The organism is Tumidithrix elongata BACA0141 (assembly GCF_036349135.1).
GTDB classification, from domain to species: domain Bacteria; phylum Cyanobacteriota; class Cyanobacteriia; order Pseudanabaenales; family Pseudanabaenaceae; genus Tumidithrix; species Tumidithrix elongata.
This window is the reverse complement of the sequence record NZ_JAZBJZ010000022.1, coordinates 22,752-40,633: the sequence shown is the minus strand read 5'-3', so window position 1 is coordinate 40,633 and position 17,882 is coordinate 22,752. Positions and strand designations below refer to the sequence as shown.

Annotated in this window: 25 protein-coding genes and 1 riboswitch; of the genes, 8 read left to right on the top strand and 17 right to left on the bottom strand. The window is 46.3% G+C overall.

The features are described 5' to 3' along the window. Positions 1 to 11: 11 nt before the first annotated feature. The 3 genes from trhO to V2H45_RS07775 form a co-directional block, all read right to left on the bottom strand. Positions 12 to 836 (bottom strand): oxygen-dependent tRNA uridine(34) hydroxylase TrhO, encoded by an 825-nt coding sequence (gene trhO / locus V2H45_RS07785; RefSeq protein ID WP_330483062.1) that lies wholly within the window; start codon positions 834 to 836, stop codon positions 12 to 14. Positions 837 to 989: 153 nt separating this feature from the next. Next, a complete protein-coding gene (locus V2H45_RS07780; RefSeq protein WP_330483061.1) occupies positions 990 to 1,481 on the bottom strand; it encodes a hypothetical protein in 492 nt (163 codons plus the stop codon). A gap of 141 nt (positions 1,482 to 1,622) precedes the next feature. Further along, positions 1,623 to 2,249, bottom strand: a complete 627-nt coding sequence (locus V2H45_RS07775; RefSeq protein ID WP_330483060.1) for a glutathione S-transferase — start codon at positions 2,247 to 2,249, stop codon at positions 1,623 to 1,625. 144 nt (positions 2,250 to 2,393) lie between these two features. Between V2H45_RS07775 and V2H45_RS07770 the strand changes: the two genes are divergently transcribed. The 3 genes from V2H45_RS07770 to V2H45_RS07760 all read left to right on the top strand — a co-directional run bounded on the left by V2H45_RS07770 (position 2,394) and on the right by V2H45_RS07760 (position 4,526). Continuing rightward, positions 2,394 to 2,630 (top strand): NifU family protein, encoded by a 237-nt coding sequence (locus tag V2H45_RS07770; protein WP_330483059.1) that lies wholly within the window; start codon positions 2,394 to 2,396, stop codon positions 2,628 to 2,630. A gap of 107 nt (positions 2,631 to 2,737) precedes the next feature. Next, positions 2,738 to 3,685, top strand: coding sequence for a biotin synthase BioB (bioB, locus tag V2H45_RS07765; RefSeq protein ID WP_330483058.1), 948 nt, complete (start codon positions 2,738 to 2,740; stop codon positions 3,683 to 3,685). A 118-nt stretch (positions 3,686 to 3,803) separates the two neighbouring features. Further along, entirely contained in the window at positions 3,804 to 4,526 is a 723-nt protein-coding gene (locus V2H45_RS07760; protein WP_330483057.1) for a Uma2 family endonuclease, read from the top strand. A gap of 40 nt (positions 4,527 to 4,566) precedes the next feature. Here V2H45_RS07760 and V2H45_RS07755 read toward each other — a convergent pair whose 3' ends face one another. After that, entirely contained in the window at positions 4,567 to 5,094 is a 528-nt protein-coding gene (locus V2H45_RS07755) for an MgtC/SapB family protein (RefSeq protein ID WP_408648752.1), read from the bottom strand. Between the two features lie 216 nt (positions 5,095 to 5,310). On the opposite strand from V2H45_RS07755, the gene V2H45_RS07750 reads away from it, so the two are divergent. Then, the gene (locus tag V2H45_RS07750) at positions 5,311 to 7,104 is read left to right on the top strand and encodes a phosphodiester glycosidase family protein (RefSeq protein WP_330483055.1); all 1,794 of its coding nucleotides are present in this window, start codon (positions 5,311 to 5,313) and stop codon (positions 7,102 to 7,104) included. 192 nt (positions 7,105 to 7,296) lie between these two features. Here the strand turns inward: V2H45_RS07750 and V2H45_RS07745 are convergent, their stop codons facing one another. Beyond that, entirely contained in the window at positions 7,297 to 8,109 is an 813-nt protein-coding gene (locus V2H45_RS07745) for an SDR family oxidoreductase (protein WP_330483054.1), read from the bottom strand. Positions 8,110 to 8,273: 164 nt separating this feature from the next. Between V2H45_RS07745 and V2H45_RS07740 the strand changes: the two genes are divergently transcribed. The 3 genes from V2H45_RS07740 (at position 8,274) to V2H45_RS07730 (ending at position 11,064) form a co-directional block, all read left to right on the top strand. Further along, a complete protein-coding gene (locus V2H45_RS07740; RefSeq protein ID WP_330483053.1) occupies positions 8,274 to 9,263 on the top strand; it encodes a LysR family transcriptional regulator in 990 nt (329 codons plus the stop codon). A gap of 128 nt (positions 9,264 to 9,391) precedes the next feature. After that, entirely contained in the window at positions 9,392 to 10,444 is a 1,053-nt protein-coding gene (locus V2H45_RS07735) for an anthranilate phosphoribosyltransferase family protein (protein ID WP_330483052.1), read from the top strand. A 52-nt stretch (positions 10,445 to 10,496) separates the two neighbouring features. After that, positions 10,497 to 10,638: riboswitch (cobalamin riboswitch) on the top strand. Between the two features lie 21 nt (positions 10,639 to 10,659). Beyond that, positions 10,660 to 11,064 carry a DUF1636 domain-containing protein gene (locus V2H45_RS07730; RefSeq protein WP_330483051.1) on the top strand — a complete coding sequence of 135 codons (405 nt, stop codon included), beginning with the start codon at positions 10,660 to 10,662 and terminating at the stop codon, positions 11,062 to 11,064. A 123-nt stretch (positions 11,065 to 11,187) separates the two neighbouring features. Here V2H45_RS07730 and infA read toward each other — a convergent pair whose 3' ends face one another. From infA to rplO, 4 genes are all read right to left on the bottom strand, one after another. Then, positions 11,188 to 11,424, bottom strand: coding sequence for a translation initiation factor IF-1 (infA, locus tag V2H45_RS07725; protein ID WP_330483050.1), 237 nt, complete (start codon positions 11,422 to 11,424; stop codon positions 11,188 to 11,190). Between the two features lie 66 nt (positions 11,425 to 11,490). Next, complete coding sequence (locus V2H45_RS07720) at positions 11,491 to 12,054, bottom strand: adenylate kinase (RefSeq protein ID WP_330483049.1); 564 nt, start codon at positions 12,052 to 12,054, stop codon at positions 11,491 to 11,493. After that, the gene (gene secY, locus V2H45_RS07715) at positions 12,054 to 13,355 is read right to left on the bottom strand and encodes a preprotein translocase subunit SecY (RefSeq protein WP_330483048.1); all 1,302 of its coding nucleotides are present in this window, start codon (positions 13,353 to 13,355) and stop codon (positions 12,054 to 12,056) included. The genes V2H45_RS07720 and secY overlap by 1 nt, the downstream gene beginning before the upstream one ends. Before the next feature lie 110 nt (positions 13,356 to 13,465). Continuing rightward, positions 13,466 to 13,909, bottom strand: coding sequence for a 50S ribosomal protein L15 (gene rplO, locus V2H45_RS07710; protein ID WP_330483047.1), 444 nt, complete (start codon positions 13,907 to 13,909; stop codon positions 13,466 to 13,468). Between rplO and V2H45_RS07705 the strand changes: the two genes are divergently transcribed. Further along, positions 13,908 to 14,048: a hypothetical protein gene (locus V2H45_RS07705; protein ID WP_330483046.1), complete on the top strand. Its 141-nt coding sequence runs from the start codon at positions 13,908 to 13,910 to the stop codon at positions 14,046 to 14,048. The genes rplO and V2H45_RS07705 overlap by 2 nt on opposite strands. On the opposite strand, the gene rpsE is transcribed toward V2H45_RS07705, so the two are convergent. The 8 genes from rpsE to rpsQ all read right to left on the bottom strand — a co-directional run bounded on the left by rpsE (position 14,045) and on the right by rpsQ (position 17,870). Then, a complete protein-coding gene (gene rpsE / locus V2H45_RS07700; protein WP_330483045.1) occupies positions 14,045 to 14,665 on the bottom strand; it encodes a 30S ribosomal protein S5 in 621 nt (206 codons plus the stop codon). The two genes, V2H45_RS07705 and rpsE, sit on opposite strands and share 4 nt — an antisense overlap. Before the next feature lie 84 nt (positions 14,666 to 14,749). Next, on the bottom strand, positions 14,750 to 15,112 hold the full coding sequence (rplR, locus tag V2H45_RS07695; protein ID WP_330483044.1) for a 50S ribosomal protein L18: 363 nt from the start codon (positions 15,110 to 15,112) through the stop codon (positions 14,750 to 14,752). A gap of 35 nt (positions 15,113 to 15,147) precedes the next feature. Then, complete coding sequence (gene rplF, locus V2H45_RS07690; protein ID WP_330483043.1) at positions 15,148 to 15,687, bottom strand: 50S ribosomal protein L6; 540 nt, start codon at positions 15,685 to 15,687, stop codon at positions 15,148 to 15,150. Positions 15,688 to 15,766: 79 nt separating this feature from the next. Then, the gene (rpsH, locus tag V2H45_RS07685) at positions 15,767 to 16,168 is read right to left on the bottom strand and encodes a 30S ribosomal protein S8 (protein ID WP_330483042.1); all 402 of its coding nucleotides are present in this window, start codon (positions 16,166 to 16,168) and stop codon (positions 15,767 to 15,769) included. 24 nt (positions 16,169 to 16,192) lie between these two features. Then, on the bottom strand, positions 16,193 to 16,735 hold the full coding sequence (gene rplE, locus V2H45_RS07680; protein WP_330483041.1) for a 50S ribosomal protein L5: 543 nt from the start codon (positions 16,733 to 16,735) through the stop codon (positions 16,193 to 16,195). 93 nt (positions 16,736 to 16,828) lie between these two features. Continuing rightward, a complete protein-coding gene (gene rplX, locus V2H45_RS07675) occupies positions 16,829 to 17,197 on the bottom strand; it encodes a 50S ribosomal protein L24 (RefSeq protein WP_330483040.1) in 369 nt (122 codons plus the stop codon). Then, on the bottom strand, positions 17,198 to 17,566 hold the full coding sequence (gene rplN, locus V2H45_RS07670; protein ID WP_330483039.1) for a 50S ribosomal protein L14: 369 nt from the start codon (positions 17,564 to 17,566) through the stop codon (positions 17,198 to 17,200). A 52-nt stretch (positions 17,567 to 17,618) separates the two neighbouring features. Next, on the bottom strand, positions 17,619 to 17,870 hold the full coding sequence (gene rpsQ / locus V2H45_RS07665) for a 30S ribosomal protein S17 (RefSeq protein WP_330483038.1): 252 nt from the start codon (positions 17,868 to 17,870) through the stop codon (positions 17,619 to 17,621). Between the last annotated feature and the right edge of the window lie 12 nt (positions 17,871 to 17,882).

Here is a 17,882-nt window from a genome sequence, read left to right as displayed (position 1 = left end):
GGTGGGGTAATTCATTCCTGTGGGTTGCTGCTACGTTGTTCTGATGTTGGGATACTATATTGGGGCGATAGGTGGGCATCAACACTCCTGCGATCGTCAAACACAAAGCATTCTCCTTGCCAGAGACTTTCTTCGGGAGGTACTTCCTCAAAATATTTCAGAATGCCACCTTTGAGGTGATAGACCTCAGTAAAGCCTTTCTCTAACATAAACGCACTGGCTTTCTCGCAACGAATGCCACCCGTACAGAACATGGCAATTTTTGGGTGGGATTCAGGATCCAGATTTTGTTCCACATAGCTGGGAAATTCGCTAAAAATCTCCAGATTGGGATCGATCGCTCTCTCAAACGTACCCAACTCGACTTCATAGTTATTTCTTGTGTCAATCACGATCGTTGTCGGATCGGAGATTAAAGCATTCCAATCCTTTGGCTCCACATAGGTTCCCACCGTGCGCGTAGGATTGATCGTAGGCACGCCCATTTTGACAATTTCTTTTTTTAGCCGCACCTTGAGTCGCTGAAACGGGACGCGATCGCTGTAGGATTCCTTATGCTCTAAGCTTTGTAGTCTGGGGTCAGAGCGCAAATAATCGAGCAAAGCATCAATACCCTCACGACTGCCTGCGATCGTCGAGTTAATTCCTTCTCGCGCCAATAAAATTGTTCCCTTAAGATTCCGCGCATCGCAAAAGGATTTTAGGATCGGACAGATTTCCTGATAGTCGTGCAAATCTGCAAAGTGATAAAACGCTGCGATTACAACATGTTCCAATGGGTTTTGCAGTTTCTCCGTTGTATTCAAATCTTGCACTTTTCGATCTCGCTCGTTCATTGATTTTATCACGCACCTTTTTTATCATAAAGGTAATTGATGGATTTTGATTTCCAAAGAGGGCAAAGCATTCGGAAGATTTGGGTTATAGTAAAATCATGAGATAGACACCCCAATGCTTACCCCTACTCGGATTTATTTCATTGTAAGTCTTTACCACTCTTCCTCCTGCCAAAACCAACGATCGCTAATCCGTCGAATTTTTTTAAAAGTTGGTGGCACTGGAAATTCGGGTTGCGTGGGTCTAAATTTCTGATATTCCGTTCTAGTCATAGAAATATCGCGATCGTCAGAACGATAGATGAAAGCTGCCCCTCCATCCCCCATGCCAAAAGTATATCTAGGGAAAACAATTTCCATTCTCTGTGCGTCTTTTTTAGCTCGAATCCGCCCTAACCAAAAATCTTCTTGATAAGTTAGGTTCGGGCTATTTGGCATCGCTGTAAATCGTGCGATCGCGCTTTGCCGCATCGGTAAATAAATATAGAAGTCTGTAACGATCGGGTCGATAAGATAAACAATTAGAGTCGTTAATGTTGCGATCGCTAAAGGAATCAAAGCCAGAAATTTTACTGTTTTAAACTGCTGCCGAAGGTAAATAATCGCCAAAACAAACGGGGCAATTACAAAAGACTGACTTAGCATCCAAATGATGACCCCAAAAATTTGGATGCACAAAATTGTGACTTGAAAAACTTTTACTCCTACCAACGTTAAGCAAGTAACAATAAGCCATACTAAAGTTTTACTTCTGGATTTGCTCAATGGTTTATTCATTAGGGATTCTCACGATTTAGGAACCCATACGGGAACCTTTTGCATGACCTCTTGAAATAACATACTATGCTCGTGCCCGCTGAGCCATTGCTGCAAATGATTATAGGATGTCGATTGAAACCATTCCAGATCGACTTGGGCAAACTGTCTGATAAATGGAAAGATCGCAATATCGGCAAGGGAAATGCGATCGCCGAGCAAAAAGGCATGTTGGCTCAGCAAACTTTCCAAAGTTTGTAAAAAGGTTTCCGCCTGACTTCTATAGGTTTCCTGAGTTGCTTCGGGGAAACGATTGGCATATTTGTAGCGATCAAGTGCCTGTTTGAATTCCAGATCGTTGATCGTAATTAACTTTTTGCCGAGCAACCGCGATATTTCCAATAGGTGATTCCAGCGATCGGGATCGTGCTGTTCCACTGCCCATTCCATAATATCGAGGCTCTCTTCTAAAACGCGACCATCGGTTAGTTGCAGGACTGGAGTTGTGCCTTTTGGGGAAATTGCCAGCATTTCCGCAGGCTTATTTTTTAAGGAAACTTCTCGCAACTCGTACTCGATCGCTGCATAGCGCAGTGCCATACGGGCGCGAATAGCATAGGGACAACGTCGAAAAGAATAAAGGATGGGGAGACTCATAATGGGTTAGCGATCGCACCCCACCCAGTCTTGCCCTGTCCAGACTCCCCTTGTCAAGGGAAAGTGACGAAAGCAGAGGGGGGATTCACGATTCGCGTTTTTTTGGATTAGCATAGATGTAGAAAATCATACAAGAGGTGCAATATGGCTTTAGAACTAACATCGGAAAATATTGAAAATGTTTTAGACGAGTTACGCCCTTACCTATTGGCTGACGGTGGCAACGTCGAGCTGGTTGAGGTAGAAGGACCAGTGGTGAGATTAAGACTACAAGGTGCTTGTGGCACTTGCCCTAGTTCTGCCATGACCCTTAGAATGGGGATCGAACGCAAACTCAGAGAGTCGATCCCCGACATTGGCGAAGTCGAGCAGGTTTATTAAGGCTAGCTTTTCCTAAAAATTTTGCTACCAGATTTTGCTAAAATTTGGGGCGCACTCAATGCGCCCTTTTTTTGCGTTCATAGTATTTTTTATTTCAGGGAATAATCTTGGTCTCTCTAGAACAGGTTCAACAGATTTATCGCCAACCGCTGGTCTCGCTGGTGTTTGATGCCCAAACGATTCACAGACAGCACCACCAAACCGATGCCGTACAGCTTTGTACGCTATCCAATATCAAATCTGGTCGCTGCCCCGAGGATTGTAAATATTGTCCGCAGAGTGCGCGATATGACACCGAGATCGAGAATTACCCCCTGCTACCCCTCGAAACCGTGATCGAGCAGGCAAAAACGGCAAAAGAAAATGGCTCGACGCGCTTTTGTATGGGGGCGGCATGGCGACAAGTCCCAGATGGGCAAGAGTTCGATCGCGTGCTAGAGATGGTAAGTGCCGTCGCCGATCTAGGCATGGAGGCTTGTGTCACCTTGGGGATGTTGCGCCCAGATCAAGCCAAACGTTTGGCTGAAGCGGGGTTGACTGCCTATAACCACAATCTCGACACCTCAGCAAATTTTTATCCTGAGATTATTACGACCCGTACCTACAGCGATCGCTTAAAGACAATCGAAGCAGTTGCTGCCGAGGGCATTCAAGTCTGTTGCGGTGGCATTGTTGGCTTGGGCGAAAGCGAGCAAGATCGGATCGAACTGCTGCATACCTTGGCAAACCTCAACCCCCAACCCGAATCTGTGCCGATCAATGCCCTCTCTCCTGTAGAGGGCACGCCTTTGAGTGATGCTGCGATCGTCGAACCGATCGTACTCGTGCGCACGATCGCCACTGCTCGTATTCTCATGCCCAAAGCGATCGTGCGTCTATCCGCAGGTCGGCATCGCCTCAGCGTAACCGATCAGGCGCTCTGTTTTATGGCAGGGGCAAATTCTATCTTTAGTAGCGAAAAATTGCTGACGACTGTAAATCCCAGTATCGATGACGATGCCTCAATGTTTGCCCAATTAGGGATCGCAGCATGGGAAACAGTCCCTCAGCGTTAAATTTCAAGCTACCCAAAATGATTTGGACTCACTCCTCTCACGAGTTAGTGGGCGATTTCATGCTGCCAAGAAACAAAAAACTATGACAGAATAAGGCTAACGTAAAAATGCCAAAATCATGTTTACAGTATCTTCAGAATACCGCCATTTACCAACTGCTGAGGAATTGCCTGACTCTGACGAAACCCCTGTGGATAACGAACTCCAAAACGATATTCCAAATCTCTTGCTGAACTTATTGAGAGAAATTTGGGCAGAGCGCTCTGATTGGTTTTGGGGTGTAGACATGTGCGTTTATTACGAACCCAATTTTGACAAATCAGAGGAGTCTAAAGCAGTTGTTCCCGATGGCTTTTTAGCATTAGGTGTTCCTAGGTATAGTGGCGAGGGTGGTCGTTTGAGCTACGTGGTTTGGGAGGAAAAAGTTCTCCCAGTTCTCGTGCTTGAGGTGATCTCTAAGCAATATAACGGTGAGTACGATCGCAAGTTAGAAGAGTATCAAAATTTAGGAATTCTCTATTACGTTATCTACAATCCGCTCAGTGGAAGACGAGGGCTTTATAAAAATCACCAATCTCTGGAAGTATATAAGTTAGTTGATGGAAAGTACGAACTGATGCCATCAATCTCACTTTTACCTGAAGGAGGAGAAATGGTATGGTTGCCAAAAGTGGAACTTGGAATTGGTTGCGCTCTTGGCGATATCGATGGTTGGGAACGTGAATGGCTCTATTGGTACGATCGCCAAGGAAATAGATATCCCACTGCGCGAGAACGTGCGGCAATGGCTGAAGCCTTGCTAAAAAAATATCGCGATCGCTTCGGCGATCTTTCCGAATAAATGCTCAAGCGATCGCCGCACGATCGCTTGAGCATCTAATCTAGCTCTGGCGATCGCTTGGGTCGATCTCCGTCTTAACCTTTGTTTTCCTTGGTTTATAGATTTTAAAGTGTGTCAGCTTCACCTTCTTTAACTCTTTAACGCCACCTAGCGTTCCAATAACCAGTAATAGAGCGATTAAACTCATCTGCCATAAACCACAGCCGATCGCCGCGCCTAGTGCTGCTGCTGCCCATACGGCTGCTGCTGTAGTTAGACCTCTGACCTTCGGAACGTTGGACTCTTTAGGCGTGTGCTGCAAGATTAATCCTGCCCCTAAAAATCCAATCCCCGTTGTTACTCCTTGAATCGTGCGACTTAAAGCATTAGCAGTCGCATAGGGACTGTCTCCTTCCACTTGTAAGGGAATCATCACAAACATTGCCGCTCCCATACTCACCAGCATAAAGGTTCTGATTCCAGCAGGTCTTCCTCCTTGCTGGCGATTCATGCCAATGATGCAGCCCACCAGCAAGGCGAACGCTAGCCTCATCGTAATACTGACCCAATCGTGGGAATTGACAAACATAGAATTCATGGGCATTTCCTCAGAGACTAACTACGGTAATACACAAATGTTATCGTAGATTAAGTTTTGGTTAAGGAAATTTTAACTTGAGATTAAGGCGTTAGGGATTTACGAAGGATTTTTCTGCCCGTTGTATTTGCTGTGCTTGACCTGTAACATGCTTACTGGTACGCTCACAAGCTTATGAGCTAGCTGTTTGTCCAAATTTGTAAACGTATGTCTCATCGGACGCTAACAACCATCATCGCAGCCAGTGTTTGTTCAATTTTGATTGCAGATGCTGCCCCCAGCTTGGCATTACCAGAGCAGGGAAATGTCGTACAACTCAACGGTCAGCCTTGGACTGGACGCTGGATCAGACGGGTAGAAAGCGATGGTCAGCAAAGTTTATACCTGCAAGATGAGTGGGTTGGCAGTGCCTTGGGTGTAGAACTGATGGACTCCGATCGCGTCGGTCAACAGCGCGTGCGTTGGTTTTCTAGTCCTTTTTACAGTCGGGTCACCTTCGATCGCCCCGTTCAGCATCGTTTTTTAGACATCAAAGCGATCGCGCCGCAGTGGCGTACAGAAATTTCTGGGAATACTCTACAAATCTTCACACCTGACGTGGCAGTACAGGCGATTCGACGCAGCAAACCAGAGGGAGGCGATCGCATTGTCATTGACCTGAGCAACCGTACCCCTTGGCAAATTCAACAACAGGGTAATGTCACGAGTCTGATTTTGGCTGCGGAACTAGCGCCAAGCATTAAACCCGGTGTGAATGCCGAAAAAGGAAATCTGATTAGTGCTGTAGATATTCAAAGTCAAAGCAAGCAAACCATCCTCCGCATTCAAACCACAGAGACACTTCAGCCTCATATCGAAACCCTAGCAGATCCTCCTCGCATCCTTGTAGATTTCAAACGGGGTTATGTTCCTACAGGGAGCAATATTCTCTGGGCTGAGGGCTTGCGTCGCATTGAGCGTATCGTGGCACTGCCAAATTCCAATGCAAAGACAGAGAAAGACCCCAAAACCCTGCGCTTTTCAGTGGTGTATCTCCTCCTCGATCTAAAGCATCGTGGGGTGGGAATGCGTCCGATCTGGAGCAATCCCAATGGCATGTTGGGGACTAGTTCTTTACGCACGATCGCCGATCAGTGGCAGGCAACCGCAGCGATTAATGGCGGATTTTTTAACCGCGATCGCCGCCTTCCCGTCGGTCTCATTCGCGAGGGAAATCGCTGGGTAGCAGGGGCAGTACTGACGAGGGGCGCGATCGCATGGAATGATAAGGGCGAAATATTTATGGATCGCTTGTCGTTCACCGAGGAAATCACAACTTCCAACAATCAAAAAATTACGCTTACCAATCTCAATAGTGGCTATGTGCAGCGCGGTGTAGCCCGATACACATCCCCTTGGGGAGCAGTCTATACACCTCTAACTGAGAATGAAGTTTTGGTTACGGTGCAAGGCGATCGTGTGGTTTCTCAATATCAAGGTGGTGCGGTGGGTCAGGGACAGGTTCCCATTCCCACTAATGGCTATGTACTTGTGGTGAGACAATCTCCAGAGTTGGTGTCGCAATTGATGCCGGGCGTTCAGCTTAAGGGGCGATCGGTGACCAAACCCACAACATTTAATACCTTTGCGAATATCGTCGGTGCGGGGCCCTTGTTATTAAAAAATGGGAAGGTGGTCTTAGATGCAATGCTAGAGCAATTTCGTCCTCCCTTTGATACGCAGGGCGCGACCAGAAGTGCGATCGCTACAACCAAAGAAGATGGAAAGTTGATTTTGGCAACCATTCATTCCACCCCCGAGGGTATTCTGCCTAGTCTGCTGCAAACTGCTGACATCTTAAAGAAACTCGGTGCAGTTGATGCGCTCAATCTCGATGGTGGAAGTTCCTCTTCTCTCTTTTTAGGTGGCAGCATTATCGATCGCGATATTAATGCAGTTGCTCCCATTCACAATGCGATCGGAATTTTCCTCTCTCCCGATGCTAAGTCCGATCAGTTCTAATCTCATACATTCCTAGTTTTTCTGTAACTTCCCGAAAGAGCGCGATCGTAGCTAAAATCGTGCATTCCGATCCTGCCCCCGATATTTTGCCAATAATCATATGGGAACAAGAGCGCAATCTCTTGATTAAGGGTTCACGAAGTTTTTTGTCAGCATCTTAACCAATGTATGACAATCGCTCTATTTTTCGGCTCAATCAATTAGCACACGTCTGATAAAAGCGCTAAAAGCGGCATCAGGTAAAAGTTTGCGAAGGAATAATAACATGCCAGCATTTTTCCCCGCAGGGTAGCGCAGCTTCCACGAGCCATCTGTACTAGCTTTATAAATTACTTGGGCTACAGATTCAGGAGAAGAACCATCCATTCCCGCCTTCTCTGTTTTTGGTAAAACCTTGGCAATAAAGCGATCGTAAGCAGTTAATCCTGGTCGAGACATAATATCGGCGGAACGACTGTAAAAATCCGTTTTAATTGCACCAGGTTCGATCAGCTTCACTCTGATTTGGAATGGTTTGAGTTCGTATTGCAGGGCTTCTGAGAAACCTTCGACAGCAAATTTGGTGGAATGATAGAGGCTATAGAGAGGAAAGGTAAGACGACCACCAATTGAAGCGACATTGACGATCGCACCTTGTTTCCGTTCTCGAAAATGGGGGAGGACGGCGCGTGTGACATCCATTAGCCCAAAGACATTGGTGGCGAACTGACGTTCTATTTGCGATCGCTCCGAAGCTTCAAACACTCCGACCAGCCCATAGCCCGCATTATTCACTAAAACATCGATCGCTCCAAATCTTTCGATCGTCGTTTCTACAGCCTGCTGAATGGAGTCAAGATCGGTAACATCAAGGCGCAAACAGAGAACGTGGCTAAGATTAGCGAGTTCAGTGTTTTTTTCTGGCGATCGCATCGTGGCGACAACATTCCATCCCCTTTGTTGAAATTCCAAAGCCGTTGCTTTACCAATTCCTGTCGATGCCCCAGTGATCAAAACCGTTTTCATAGGTTGAATTTTGCGTAAATCCTCACCCTAAGCATACAAGCGATCGCGATGGCGCGAATGCAGCTAAGGACATAGCTAAAAGGGAAGGGAATGTATCATTCCGTACTAAACCACCCGGCAAAAAACCTTACTTTCTTAATTACCCAAATATTCCTTAAGTTTCCATGCGGTTGGAGCAGTTACAAGCATTTTTAGCTGTGGTTGAGACAGGTAGTTTTCAACAGGCATCACAAAAATGTGATGTCAACCAGTCTACGGTGAGCAGGCAAATTCAGTCTTTAGAGGCAAGCTTAGGCATTCAGCTATTTCATCGTGGTGCCAGTGCCAAGGTAACCATCGGTGGTGAGCGACTGCTGCCCCATGCTCGTAAAATCTGCCAAGAGTGGAAAAATGTCGAGCAAGAGCTAAATGACTTGCAAGCAGGAAAGCAAACGGAACTTTGTGTGGCGGCGATTCCCTCAGCATGTGCCTATCAATTGCCCCCTGTTTTACAGAGCTTTGCCAAAACCTATCCCAACGTACAACTGCGGGTAACAACCTTGGGCAGCGATCGCGCCCTCAAGGTGCTCAAAGACGGGCTGATCGATCTGGCTGTGGTGATGAATAATCCTTTTTTAACCTCTAGCTCAGAGATGGTGGTCGATCTGCTCTATGAGGAGTCAATCCAAGTCCTGATGGCTGCTGACCATCCTCTTAGCTGCCACCAACAAGTAACTTGGAAAGATCTCGATCGCCACGATCAGGTGGTGTTTAAGGATGGCTACGGTTTGCAACGTCTCGTGCAGGAGCAATTTAACCGTCAGGGGCTGCACCTCAATGCTGTCCTAGAACTTAATTCTCTGGATGCCTTTCGAGGTGTGATCCGACAAGGTGACTTAATTGCGCTTTTACCTGCTACGGCTCTCAAAGATGTGAGCAACGATCCTTCGTTAGCTGTGCGCGAGATTGTCGCGCCAACGCTCACCCGTCAGATTGTCTTGGTAACAACAGGCGATCGCTTGCAAATTCCGCCAATCTATCATTTCCGTAAGTTGACCTGTGAGTTAATCCAGTCCAAAAATCGCATCCTCAGCGAGCAGGGATTTTATACCAGCCCAAGGTCAGCCCTTAGCAACCAATTATTGGCTGCAAATCCCCAACGCATGACCCACTAACTTTTTCTGGAGATTCAACCACGAGATCGCTTCAATGCCAACGAATCATTTGTAATGTCATACTGGTAAGCCGTAGATTCATTACATAGATCGACCTACGAATTTAATCCAACATCACGGCAAAGGGTATGAGTAAGGTTTTTCGTGAATTACTTCGCAAGGTTGGCAGTGGTAGACACACAGGCAAAGACCTGAGTCGGCAAGAAGCAGAATTAGCCACAAAGATGATTTTGGAGCAGGAAGCCACACCTGCACAAATTGGCGCATTCATGATTGCCCACCGCATTAAGCGACCGACGGGTGTTGAGTTAGCTGGTATGCTCGATGCCTACGACCATCTCGGCGGCAGAGTCGAAGCGGTTGATTCCAAGCGAACCGTACTGGTGCTGGGTTCGCCCTATGATGGCAGATCGCGCACAGCCCCCATCAGTCCGATTGCAAGTTTGATCTTGGCAAGTGCAGGCTGTCCCACGCTCCTGCATGGTGGCGATCGCATGCCCACCAAGGACGGTTTACCCCTGATCGATATCTGGCAGGCTTTAGGCGTCAATTGGCAGCAGCTATCCTTAGCGCAGGTGAGACAAGTCCTGAGCGAGACAAATTTAGGTTTTGTCTATCTGCCCAGGCATTTTCCTTTGGCGCAGGGCATAGTGCCATTTAGAGAGCAAGTGGGAAAAAGACCTCCCTTTGCTACCCTAGAACTAATTTGGGCTCCCTATCTAGGCAAAGCCCTAACTGTGTCAGGGTTTGTACATCCTCCTACGGAAACCAATATCCGCGAGGCATTTGCCCTGCGCGGTGTGACTGAATTTGCCACGATTAAAGGCTTAGAGGGAAGCGTCGATTTACCCCGCGATCGCACCGCGATTCTTGGCATTCACCGTGGCGGTGCGTTTGAGCGATTGACCCTTTCAGCCAGAGACTACAACTTGCATGGTAAAGATGTGGAGATTGCGGAAGCACTAGAAATTTCCCAAACGATCGCGTCTACGCTCAAGGGCGAGCCCTCGGAATATATGCAGTCTGCGATTTGGAATGGTGGATTTTATCTCTGGTTATATGGTATTTCTGCCGATCTACAGTCTGGGCTCGATCGCGCCAAAGAAATTCTCACCACGGGCATCGCCGAGCGCAAACTTAAGGATGTTAAGGAAGCGATCGCCGTCTTCACTACTTGCTGAGCGAAAAGCCTAAATTCAATCTGCCGTGAATCCAATTCAATTTGGTTGAAATGCTATAAGATAGGGGGTCGGTTCTGGTAGGGATCAGCTACTAGAGGTAACGGGGAAAGTATGGTGCAAGTCCTACACTGTCCCGCAACTGTAAAGGCAGTAATTGTCTAAGTCAGGATGCCCGCCGATTGCGATCGACAAAAAAATACATCTGCGAGGTATAGATGGTTCATAAATTATTTGTTTGCACGACCTGTGCCAGTATTTGGAAAGATGGCAAACGGGTTGGTACTAGTGGCGGGCAGCTACTACTAGACGAGTTGCTCAAGCTCAATCAAAGTTGGAGTTTGAGTTCAAACTTCTTAATTCAGTCTGTTGAATGCATGAGTGCTTGCAATCGTCCCTGTGTTGTAGCGATCGCCGCTGAAGGAAAATACACCTATTTGTTTGGCGATCTCCCTGTGGATGCGGCATCCCTCGCGACTACTGCATCAGCCATCTTAGTCTGTGCCAGTAAATATGCTACGCAATCCGACGGTAGCCTGCCTTGGTCAGAAAGACCTGCTCCGCTTAAAAAGGGGATTGTCGCCAAAATTCCGCCGATGCAGGAGCTTGCAGTCATTGGATAAAGTTTTCTGATATCAACAACTAAGGCAAGTACTCACAAGATATCAACTATCTAAAAGTACTTGCCTGAAAAGCAATATTCATTTTTGTGCTTCAAATATCTAGATTTAAAGATTTAGGATTGGCTACTTTTTACCACCCTGATTGCGCAGGCGATAAGTAATGCGTCCTTTGGTCAAATCATAGGGAGTCAGCTCTACCTTGACGCGATCGCCGGGCAAAATCTTGATATAGTTGCGACGAATCTTACCAGAGATATGAGCGAGTACGTTAAACCCATTATCCAGATCGACTCTGAACATGGCATTAGGCAGTGACTCAGTCACTGTACCTTCCATTTCGATTGCATCTTGCTTGGACAAATAACCTCTCCGTTAAAAACTTGGTTTAAAAATCAATAGGGACTTTTGTGAGAAAGTCCCCGATCGCTAAGCGATCACTAGTTGCTGTTGAATAGCCTCTGTCACATTCTCTAAAGATGGTATGCCATCAATTTGAACAACATGAGTCCCGTAAAATTCTAACAGAGGTCTTGTCTTTGCATAATATTCTTCAAGGCGGTTTTTAATCACCTCTTCGGTATCATCAGCCCTATTTTGCTCCTGAGCGCGTAAAAGGATTCTCTCAACTAGCACTGGCTCGGGCACATCTAAATTAATCACGCGATCGAATTTTTGATCCAACTCTGCCAAAAGATCGTTAAGAGCTTCTGCCTGTGGCACTGTACGAGGAAACCCATCTAAAATCCATCCTGATTGGGTGTCAGGTTGACTGAAACGAGTGCGCATGACGTCGATCACCACCTCATCAGGAACAAGCCGACCCGAGTCGCTAAAAGCTTTGACCCTTAGCCCTAACTCGCTCCCCTGCTTGATCTCTGCTCTGAAAATGTCCCCCGGTGCAATCCGAGGCACATTCCATAGCGCAGATAAGATTTCGCCTTGAGTACCCTTACCAGAACCAGGTGGCCCCATCAAAATGATTTTAGGCATTATTGCTTTACCATACCTTCGTAGCGTTGAGAGATCACATAGGTCTGAATCTGTTTTGATGTCTCGATCGCTACACCAACTAGGATCAATAAAGACGTTGCACCAATACCACTAAAGGTTGTGACACCTGTAGCTCGTTCTATAGCAGTAGGAATCACCGCTACCGCACCCAAGAAAACAGCACCTAGAAATGTCAGACGATTTAAAACACCCGCAATATACTCAGATGTTGTCTTTCCGGGGCGAATTCCTGGAATACTACTACCCATTTTCTTGAGGTTTTGCGCCAGATCGACAGGGTTAACAATCAGCGAAGAGTAAAAGTAGCTAAACCCTAAAATTAAAAGCAAATAGAGAACAACATAGCCCCAGCTATTGGGAGAAAGAAAGTTTGCAATATTTGCCAGCACAGGATTGTTAGAAAACTGACCGATACTAGCAGGCAAAATTAGAACTGAGGAAGCAAAAATGATCGGCATTACGTTCCCTTGATTTAGCTTCAGCGGTAAGTAAGACGCTTGTTCTCTAAACTGTTTACGTCCTACTTGACGACGTGCCGAAACAATTGGAATACGTCGGGTTCCTTCTTGAACGAATACGATGCCAACGATCATGACCAAGAAGATCACCATCAGCAAAATTACGCCGCCAACCCTAGAGCTATCCTGTTGCGCTAAAGCGATCGTGTTGCCTAAAGATCTCGGTAAGCCTGCAACAATGCTGATAAAAATTAGTAAAGATGCACCGTTACCCACACCTTTTTCCGTAATTACCTCACCAGCCCACATCACAAACATGGAACCTGCCGATAGAGCAAGCATGGTTTCAATCATAAAGGCAGGTCCAGGTTGGGTAGCTGCCCCAACTCCCTGTATCCAAAATGAAATGCCTAAACTTTGGATCAATGCCCAACCCAAAGCTACATATCTCGTGTACTGCGAGATCTTACGTCTACCTGCCTCACCTTCATTCTTTTGCAGATTTTCTAGGGTAGGTAATGCCGCAGTCAGAAGTTGCAAAATAATCGAAGCATTAATAAATGGGATGATCCCTAGTGCGAAGATCCCCAGCAGGGATAAACCACCACCAGAAAAGATATCCAAGAAATTAACGACAGCATTGTTTTTGACAACCTCACCAAAAATCTGGCGATCTACGCCGGGTAAAGGCAAGTAAATACCTAGGCGAATTAGAACGAGAATGCCCATCGTAATCAGAAGGCGATCGCGCAGACCAGCTGCCTGTGCCATCTGTAGGAATGTTTCTTGAGGAGTAGGGTTTTTCCCTTTGCTAACTACCATTGCTATACCTACCTTGAAGCTAGTAAGAGAGAGATAAGTGTCTTTGTTGTATTGTAATGCAGAATACTATTTTTCTGTATCACTGTGGATTGTGGCAATTTACCAAGCGACTAGACTTCCGTGCAGGTGCCACCAGCAGCTTCAATCTTTGCCTTTGCACCAGCAGTAAATGAGTGCGCGTGAACGTTTAAAGCAACACCAATCTCACCACGTCCAAGGATTCGCAGAGAACCATCGTTTTGGGTAACGATGCCTGCATCCATGAGCGACTCCAAGGTGACTTCAGTGCCTGCGGGTAATTCACTCAGGCTGTCAACATTGATAACGGTGAAATGTTTCGCATTTACAATTGGGAAATGCTTCAATTTTGGTACGCGCTTGTAGAGGGGGAGTTGACCACCTTCAAAGCCAGGTCGAGTCGGTCTACCCGAACGTGATTTTTGACCGCGCATACCAAAGCCACAACTTGCGCCTTGACCTGCGGAGATACCACGACCGACGCGGCGTTTACGATGTTTCGCCCCTACTTGGGGTCTGAGATCTTCTAAATTCATGGCTAATCAGTTATCAGTTATCAGTTATCAATTTTTGACGATTGGCTTTTCGCCGCAGTTATCAGTTATTCAAGAATCACGTCGTTCGATGCTCACTGATAACCGTTTACTGCCTGCTCCAAACTTAGTCTTAGCTTAGTTGTAGAGATGCTCAAGTGGAATGTCTCTAGACTTTGCAACTTCGCTGAAAGTCCGTAGAGCAGATAATGCATTCACAGCGGCGCGGGCATTGTTTAAAGGATTATCAGAACCTAGCTGCTTTGCCAGAATATTCTTAACCCCTGCTAGTTCGAGCACAGTTCTCACCGCACCCCCAGCAATTACACCCGTACCAGGAGATGCAGGACGAATCATTACCTTAGCGCCACCACCGACCCCATTACTAGGATGAGGGATAGAATTAGCCTTGGTTAAGGGCACTTGGATCAAATGCTTCTTACCATCGGACACGCCTTTTTTCACGGCTCCGATCACATCGCTTGCCTTGCCAACGCCAACGCCAACTTGACCTTTTTCGTTGCCAACGATCACGATCGCTCTAAAACTAAGCTTCTTACCGCCTTTTACCACTTTGGTAACACGACGAATTTGAACTACTCGTTCTTGCCACTCAGATTCCTTTTCTGTGCGACTACGCTCAGCTTTCTTTGCTTCGTTCCGCTTACCTTTACGTTTTTCGTCACGGCCTTCGCCTTCGCCGCCACCACTGCCGCCATCACGGGCGCCTTTACTATCTCTATTTCTACGTTCTGCCATTTTTCTGATGTGGATGAGTTAGTTACTGATTATCGTAATTTAAGTTATCGAGAGATTTAAAAATTAAGCGATTTAAGCTGATTTCTAAAATTCTAAACCTGCTTCACGGGCAGCTTCTGCCAAGGCTTGTACGCGACCGTGATATAAGTTACCACCGCGATCGAATACAACTTGTGTAATTCCTTTAGCGATCGCTCTTTTGGCAATCAATTCCCCCACTTTAGCAGAGGCATCACAGTTCGCTGTAGACTTAAGCTCAGGCTTTAACTCGGGATCGAGGGTAGATGCTGCAACTAGCGTATGCTGAGCTACGTCGTCGATTACCTGTGCCACGATGTGCTGGTTAGAGCGATAGACAGATAGTCTAGGCCGTTCAGGTGTACCTGACAACTTGCGACGGACGCGTTGATGACGACTTTTTGTTGCTTGCTTACGGTCTATTTTCATGATTTACCCCTTAGCTTTGTTGCCTTGACTCCTAGTTATTTCTTGCCAGCCTTACCAGCCTTACGACGTACAACTTCTCCTGCATAGCGGATACCTTTACCCTTATATACTTCGGGGGGACGTACATCGCGAATGCGAGCAGCTGTATTGCCAACATCCTCTTTACTAATGCCAGTAACGACAATATTTACGTTATTTTCTACTGCTAGCTGTATGCCAACAGGTGGCTCTATCTTCACAGGGATGCTATAGCCAACGTTAAGGGTTAAGGTTGTGCCCTGTACAGCCGCACGATAACCGACACCTTGAATTTCTAATCGGCGTTGAAATCCTTCCGAAACGCCCTGTACCATGTTGGCAACAAGGGTTCTAGAGAGACCATGTTGTTGACGAGCGGGACGCAAATCGTTGCGACGCTTGACAACAAGTACTTCACCTTCCTGAGATACTTCAACCTGATCGGGTAAGGTTCGCTTTAACTCGCCCTTAGGACCTTTGACAGTCACTTCTTGACCAGAGATAGCCACACTAACCTTAGCAGGGATAAGAATTGGGCGCTTTCCAATACGAGACATAATTACTCCTAACTTCAGAATTGAGAATACAGAAACTTAAATGTTCTGATTCTTGAGTCCTAATTACCCAATGCTGCCATCACCAGATGTAGCAAAGGATTTCACCGCCGACCTTTTGGCGACGAGCTTCACGATCTGTCATGATGCCTCTAGATGTGGAGATAATCGCAATCCCAATGCCGCCAAGTACACGAGGCAGATCCTGATGATTAGAGTAAACTCTCAGTCCAGGGCGACTAACCCGCTTCAGTTTTGTAATAATCGGTTGACGATTCTTACCTTGATATTTCAGTGACAGCATTAACCTGCGGTCAATCCCTTCACCAACTTCTTCAAAATCTCCGATGTAGCCTTCTTGCTTGAGTACACGGGCGATGCTCTGTGTCATCTTGGTAGCAGGAATTGCTGTGACCTGATGCCTTGCCATTGTGGCGTTGCGAATGCGTGTCAGCATATCCGCAATGGTATCGTTCGTAGCCATCTTTATCTCCTATGATCCCACTTGTTATTCTCTAAAGGGCATACCCATTGCTTTGAGCAGCGCACGTCCCTCTTCATCTGTATTCGCAGTCGTGATGATGGAAATATCCATCCCTCGGATTTGGTCGATGCTGTCATAGCTAATTTCTGGGAATATTAGCTGCTCGCGCACACCCAACGTATAGTTGCCTCGACCGTCAAAGCTTTTAGCACTTACGCCGCGAAAATCACGAATACGAGGAAGCGAAAAGTTAATTAGACGATCTAAAAAAGCATGCATGCGATCGCGACGAAGTGTAACCATCATCCCTACCGGCATACCTTGACGCAACTTAAAGCCAGCGATCGCCTTCTTTGCTCTTGTCACCACAGGCTTTTGACCTGCAATGGTTGCAATCTCAGCGAGAGAAGCTTCCAAAGACTTGGCATTTGAGGCACCTTCACCTAAACCACGGTTGATAACAACCTTTTCAAACTTGGGTACTTGGTGAATATTGGTGTACTTAAACTGTTCCATCAGTTTAGGCACAGCCTGTTTTTCGTAAAGTTCTTTAAATCTAGTAGACATTGTTGTGTTGTGTTGTATATTTCCTGGACTTTGTCAGGATTAGAAATTCAGAGCTAGGAAGTAATCTTGGTATTGATGCAGCAGCAAAGCTACTTACTTTTTATCAAGAATTTCACCTGTTTTTTTGAGCATCCGTACCTTCTTACCGTCATCGGTAAAGGTGTAGCAAACTCGACTGGCTTTCTTTTCCTTTTCCGAGTAAAGCATTACCTTAGAACTGTGGATGGGAAACTCGCGGGTAACGATTTGTCCTGCTTCCCCTTCGCGCTGAGCTTTAAGATGCTTTGTTTTATTATTCACATCTTCAACAATCACCTGACTGGTTGCAGGAAAAACCTTTAAGATTTTGCCAACTTTGCCCTTATAACTACCAGAGATAACCTGTACGACATCACCCGTTTTAACATGCACCTTAAATGCAGTACGGTTGCCATTGGGCTTTGATTTTAACTTGTTTAACATCTAGAGTACCTCTGGTGCTAAGGATATAATTTTCGTAAAATTTTTATCACGAAGTTCTCTGGCAACGGGCCCAAATACCCGCGTACCTTTGGGGTTCCCCTCTTGATTGATAATTACAGCAGCATTATCATCAAATCGAATACTCATGCCGCTCTCACGCCGAATGGCGCTTTTGGTGCGGACAATCACTGCTCTTACCACATCCGATTTTTTAACGGGCATATTAGGAGTAGCATCTTTGACTGTGGCAATGATGACATCACCCACACCACCAAACTTGCGATTACCGCCAGCTAGCACGCGGATACAAAGTAGTTTCTTTGCTCCACTGTTGTCAGCTACATTTAAATAACTTTCTTGTTGAATCATAACTTTACGTCTGTGCGATCAAGCTTCTATATTTGGGCTTGGGTATTCGGGCTTATGCATCTGAGATAGAGGTGAGAATCTCAACGATCTCCCAGCGTTTGGTGCGACTGAGAGGACGAGTTTCACGAATACGAACGCGATCGCCTTCTTGACACTTGTTTTCGGCATCATGTGCCTTAAACCGCTTTGTGTTCACAACAATCTTGCCGTATTTGGGGTGAGAAGAACGATTTTCAACCGCTACCACCACAGTCTTTTCCATCTTGTCGCTTACAACCAGACCAACTTTTTCTTTAACTGCCATACCTAATACATC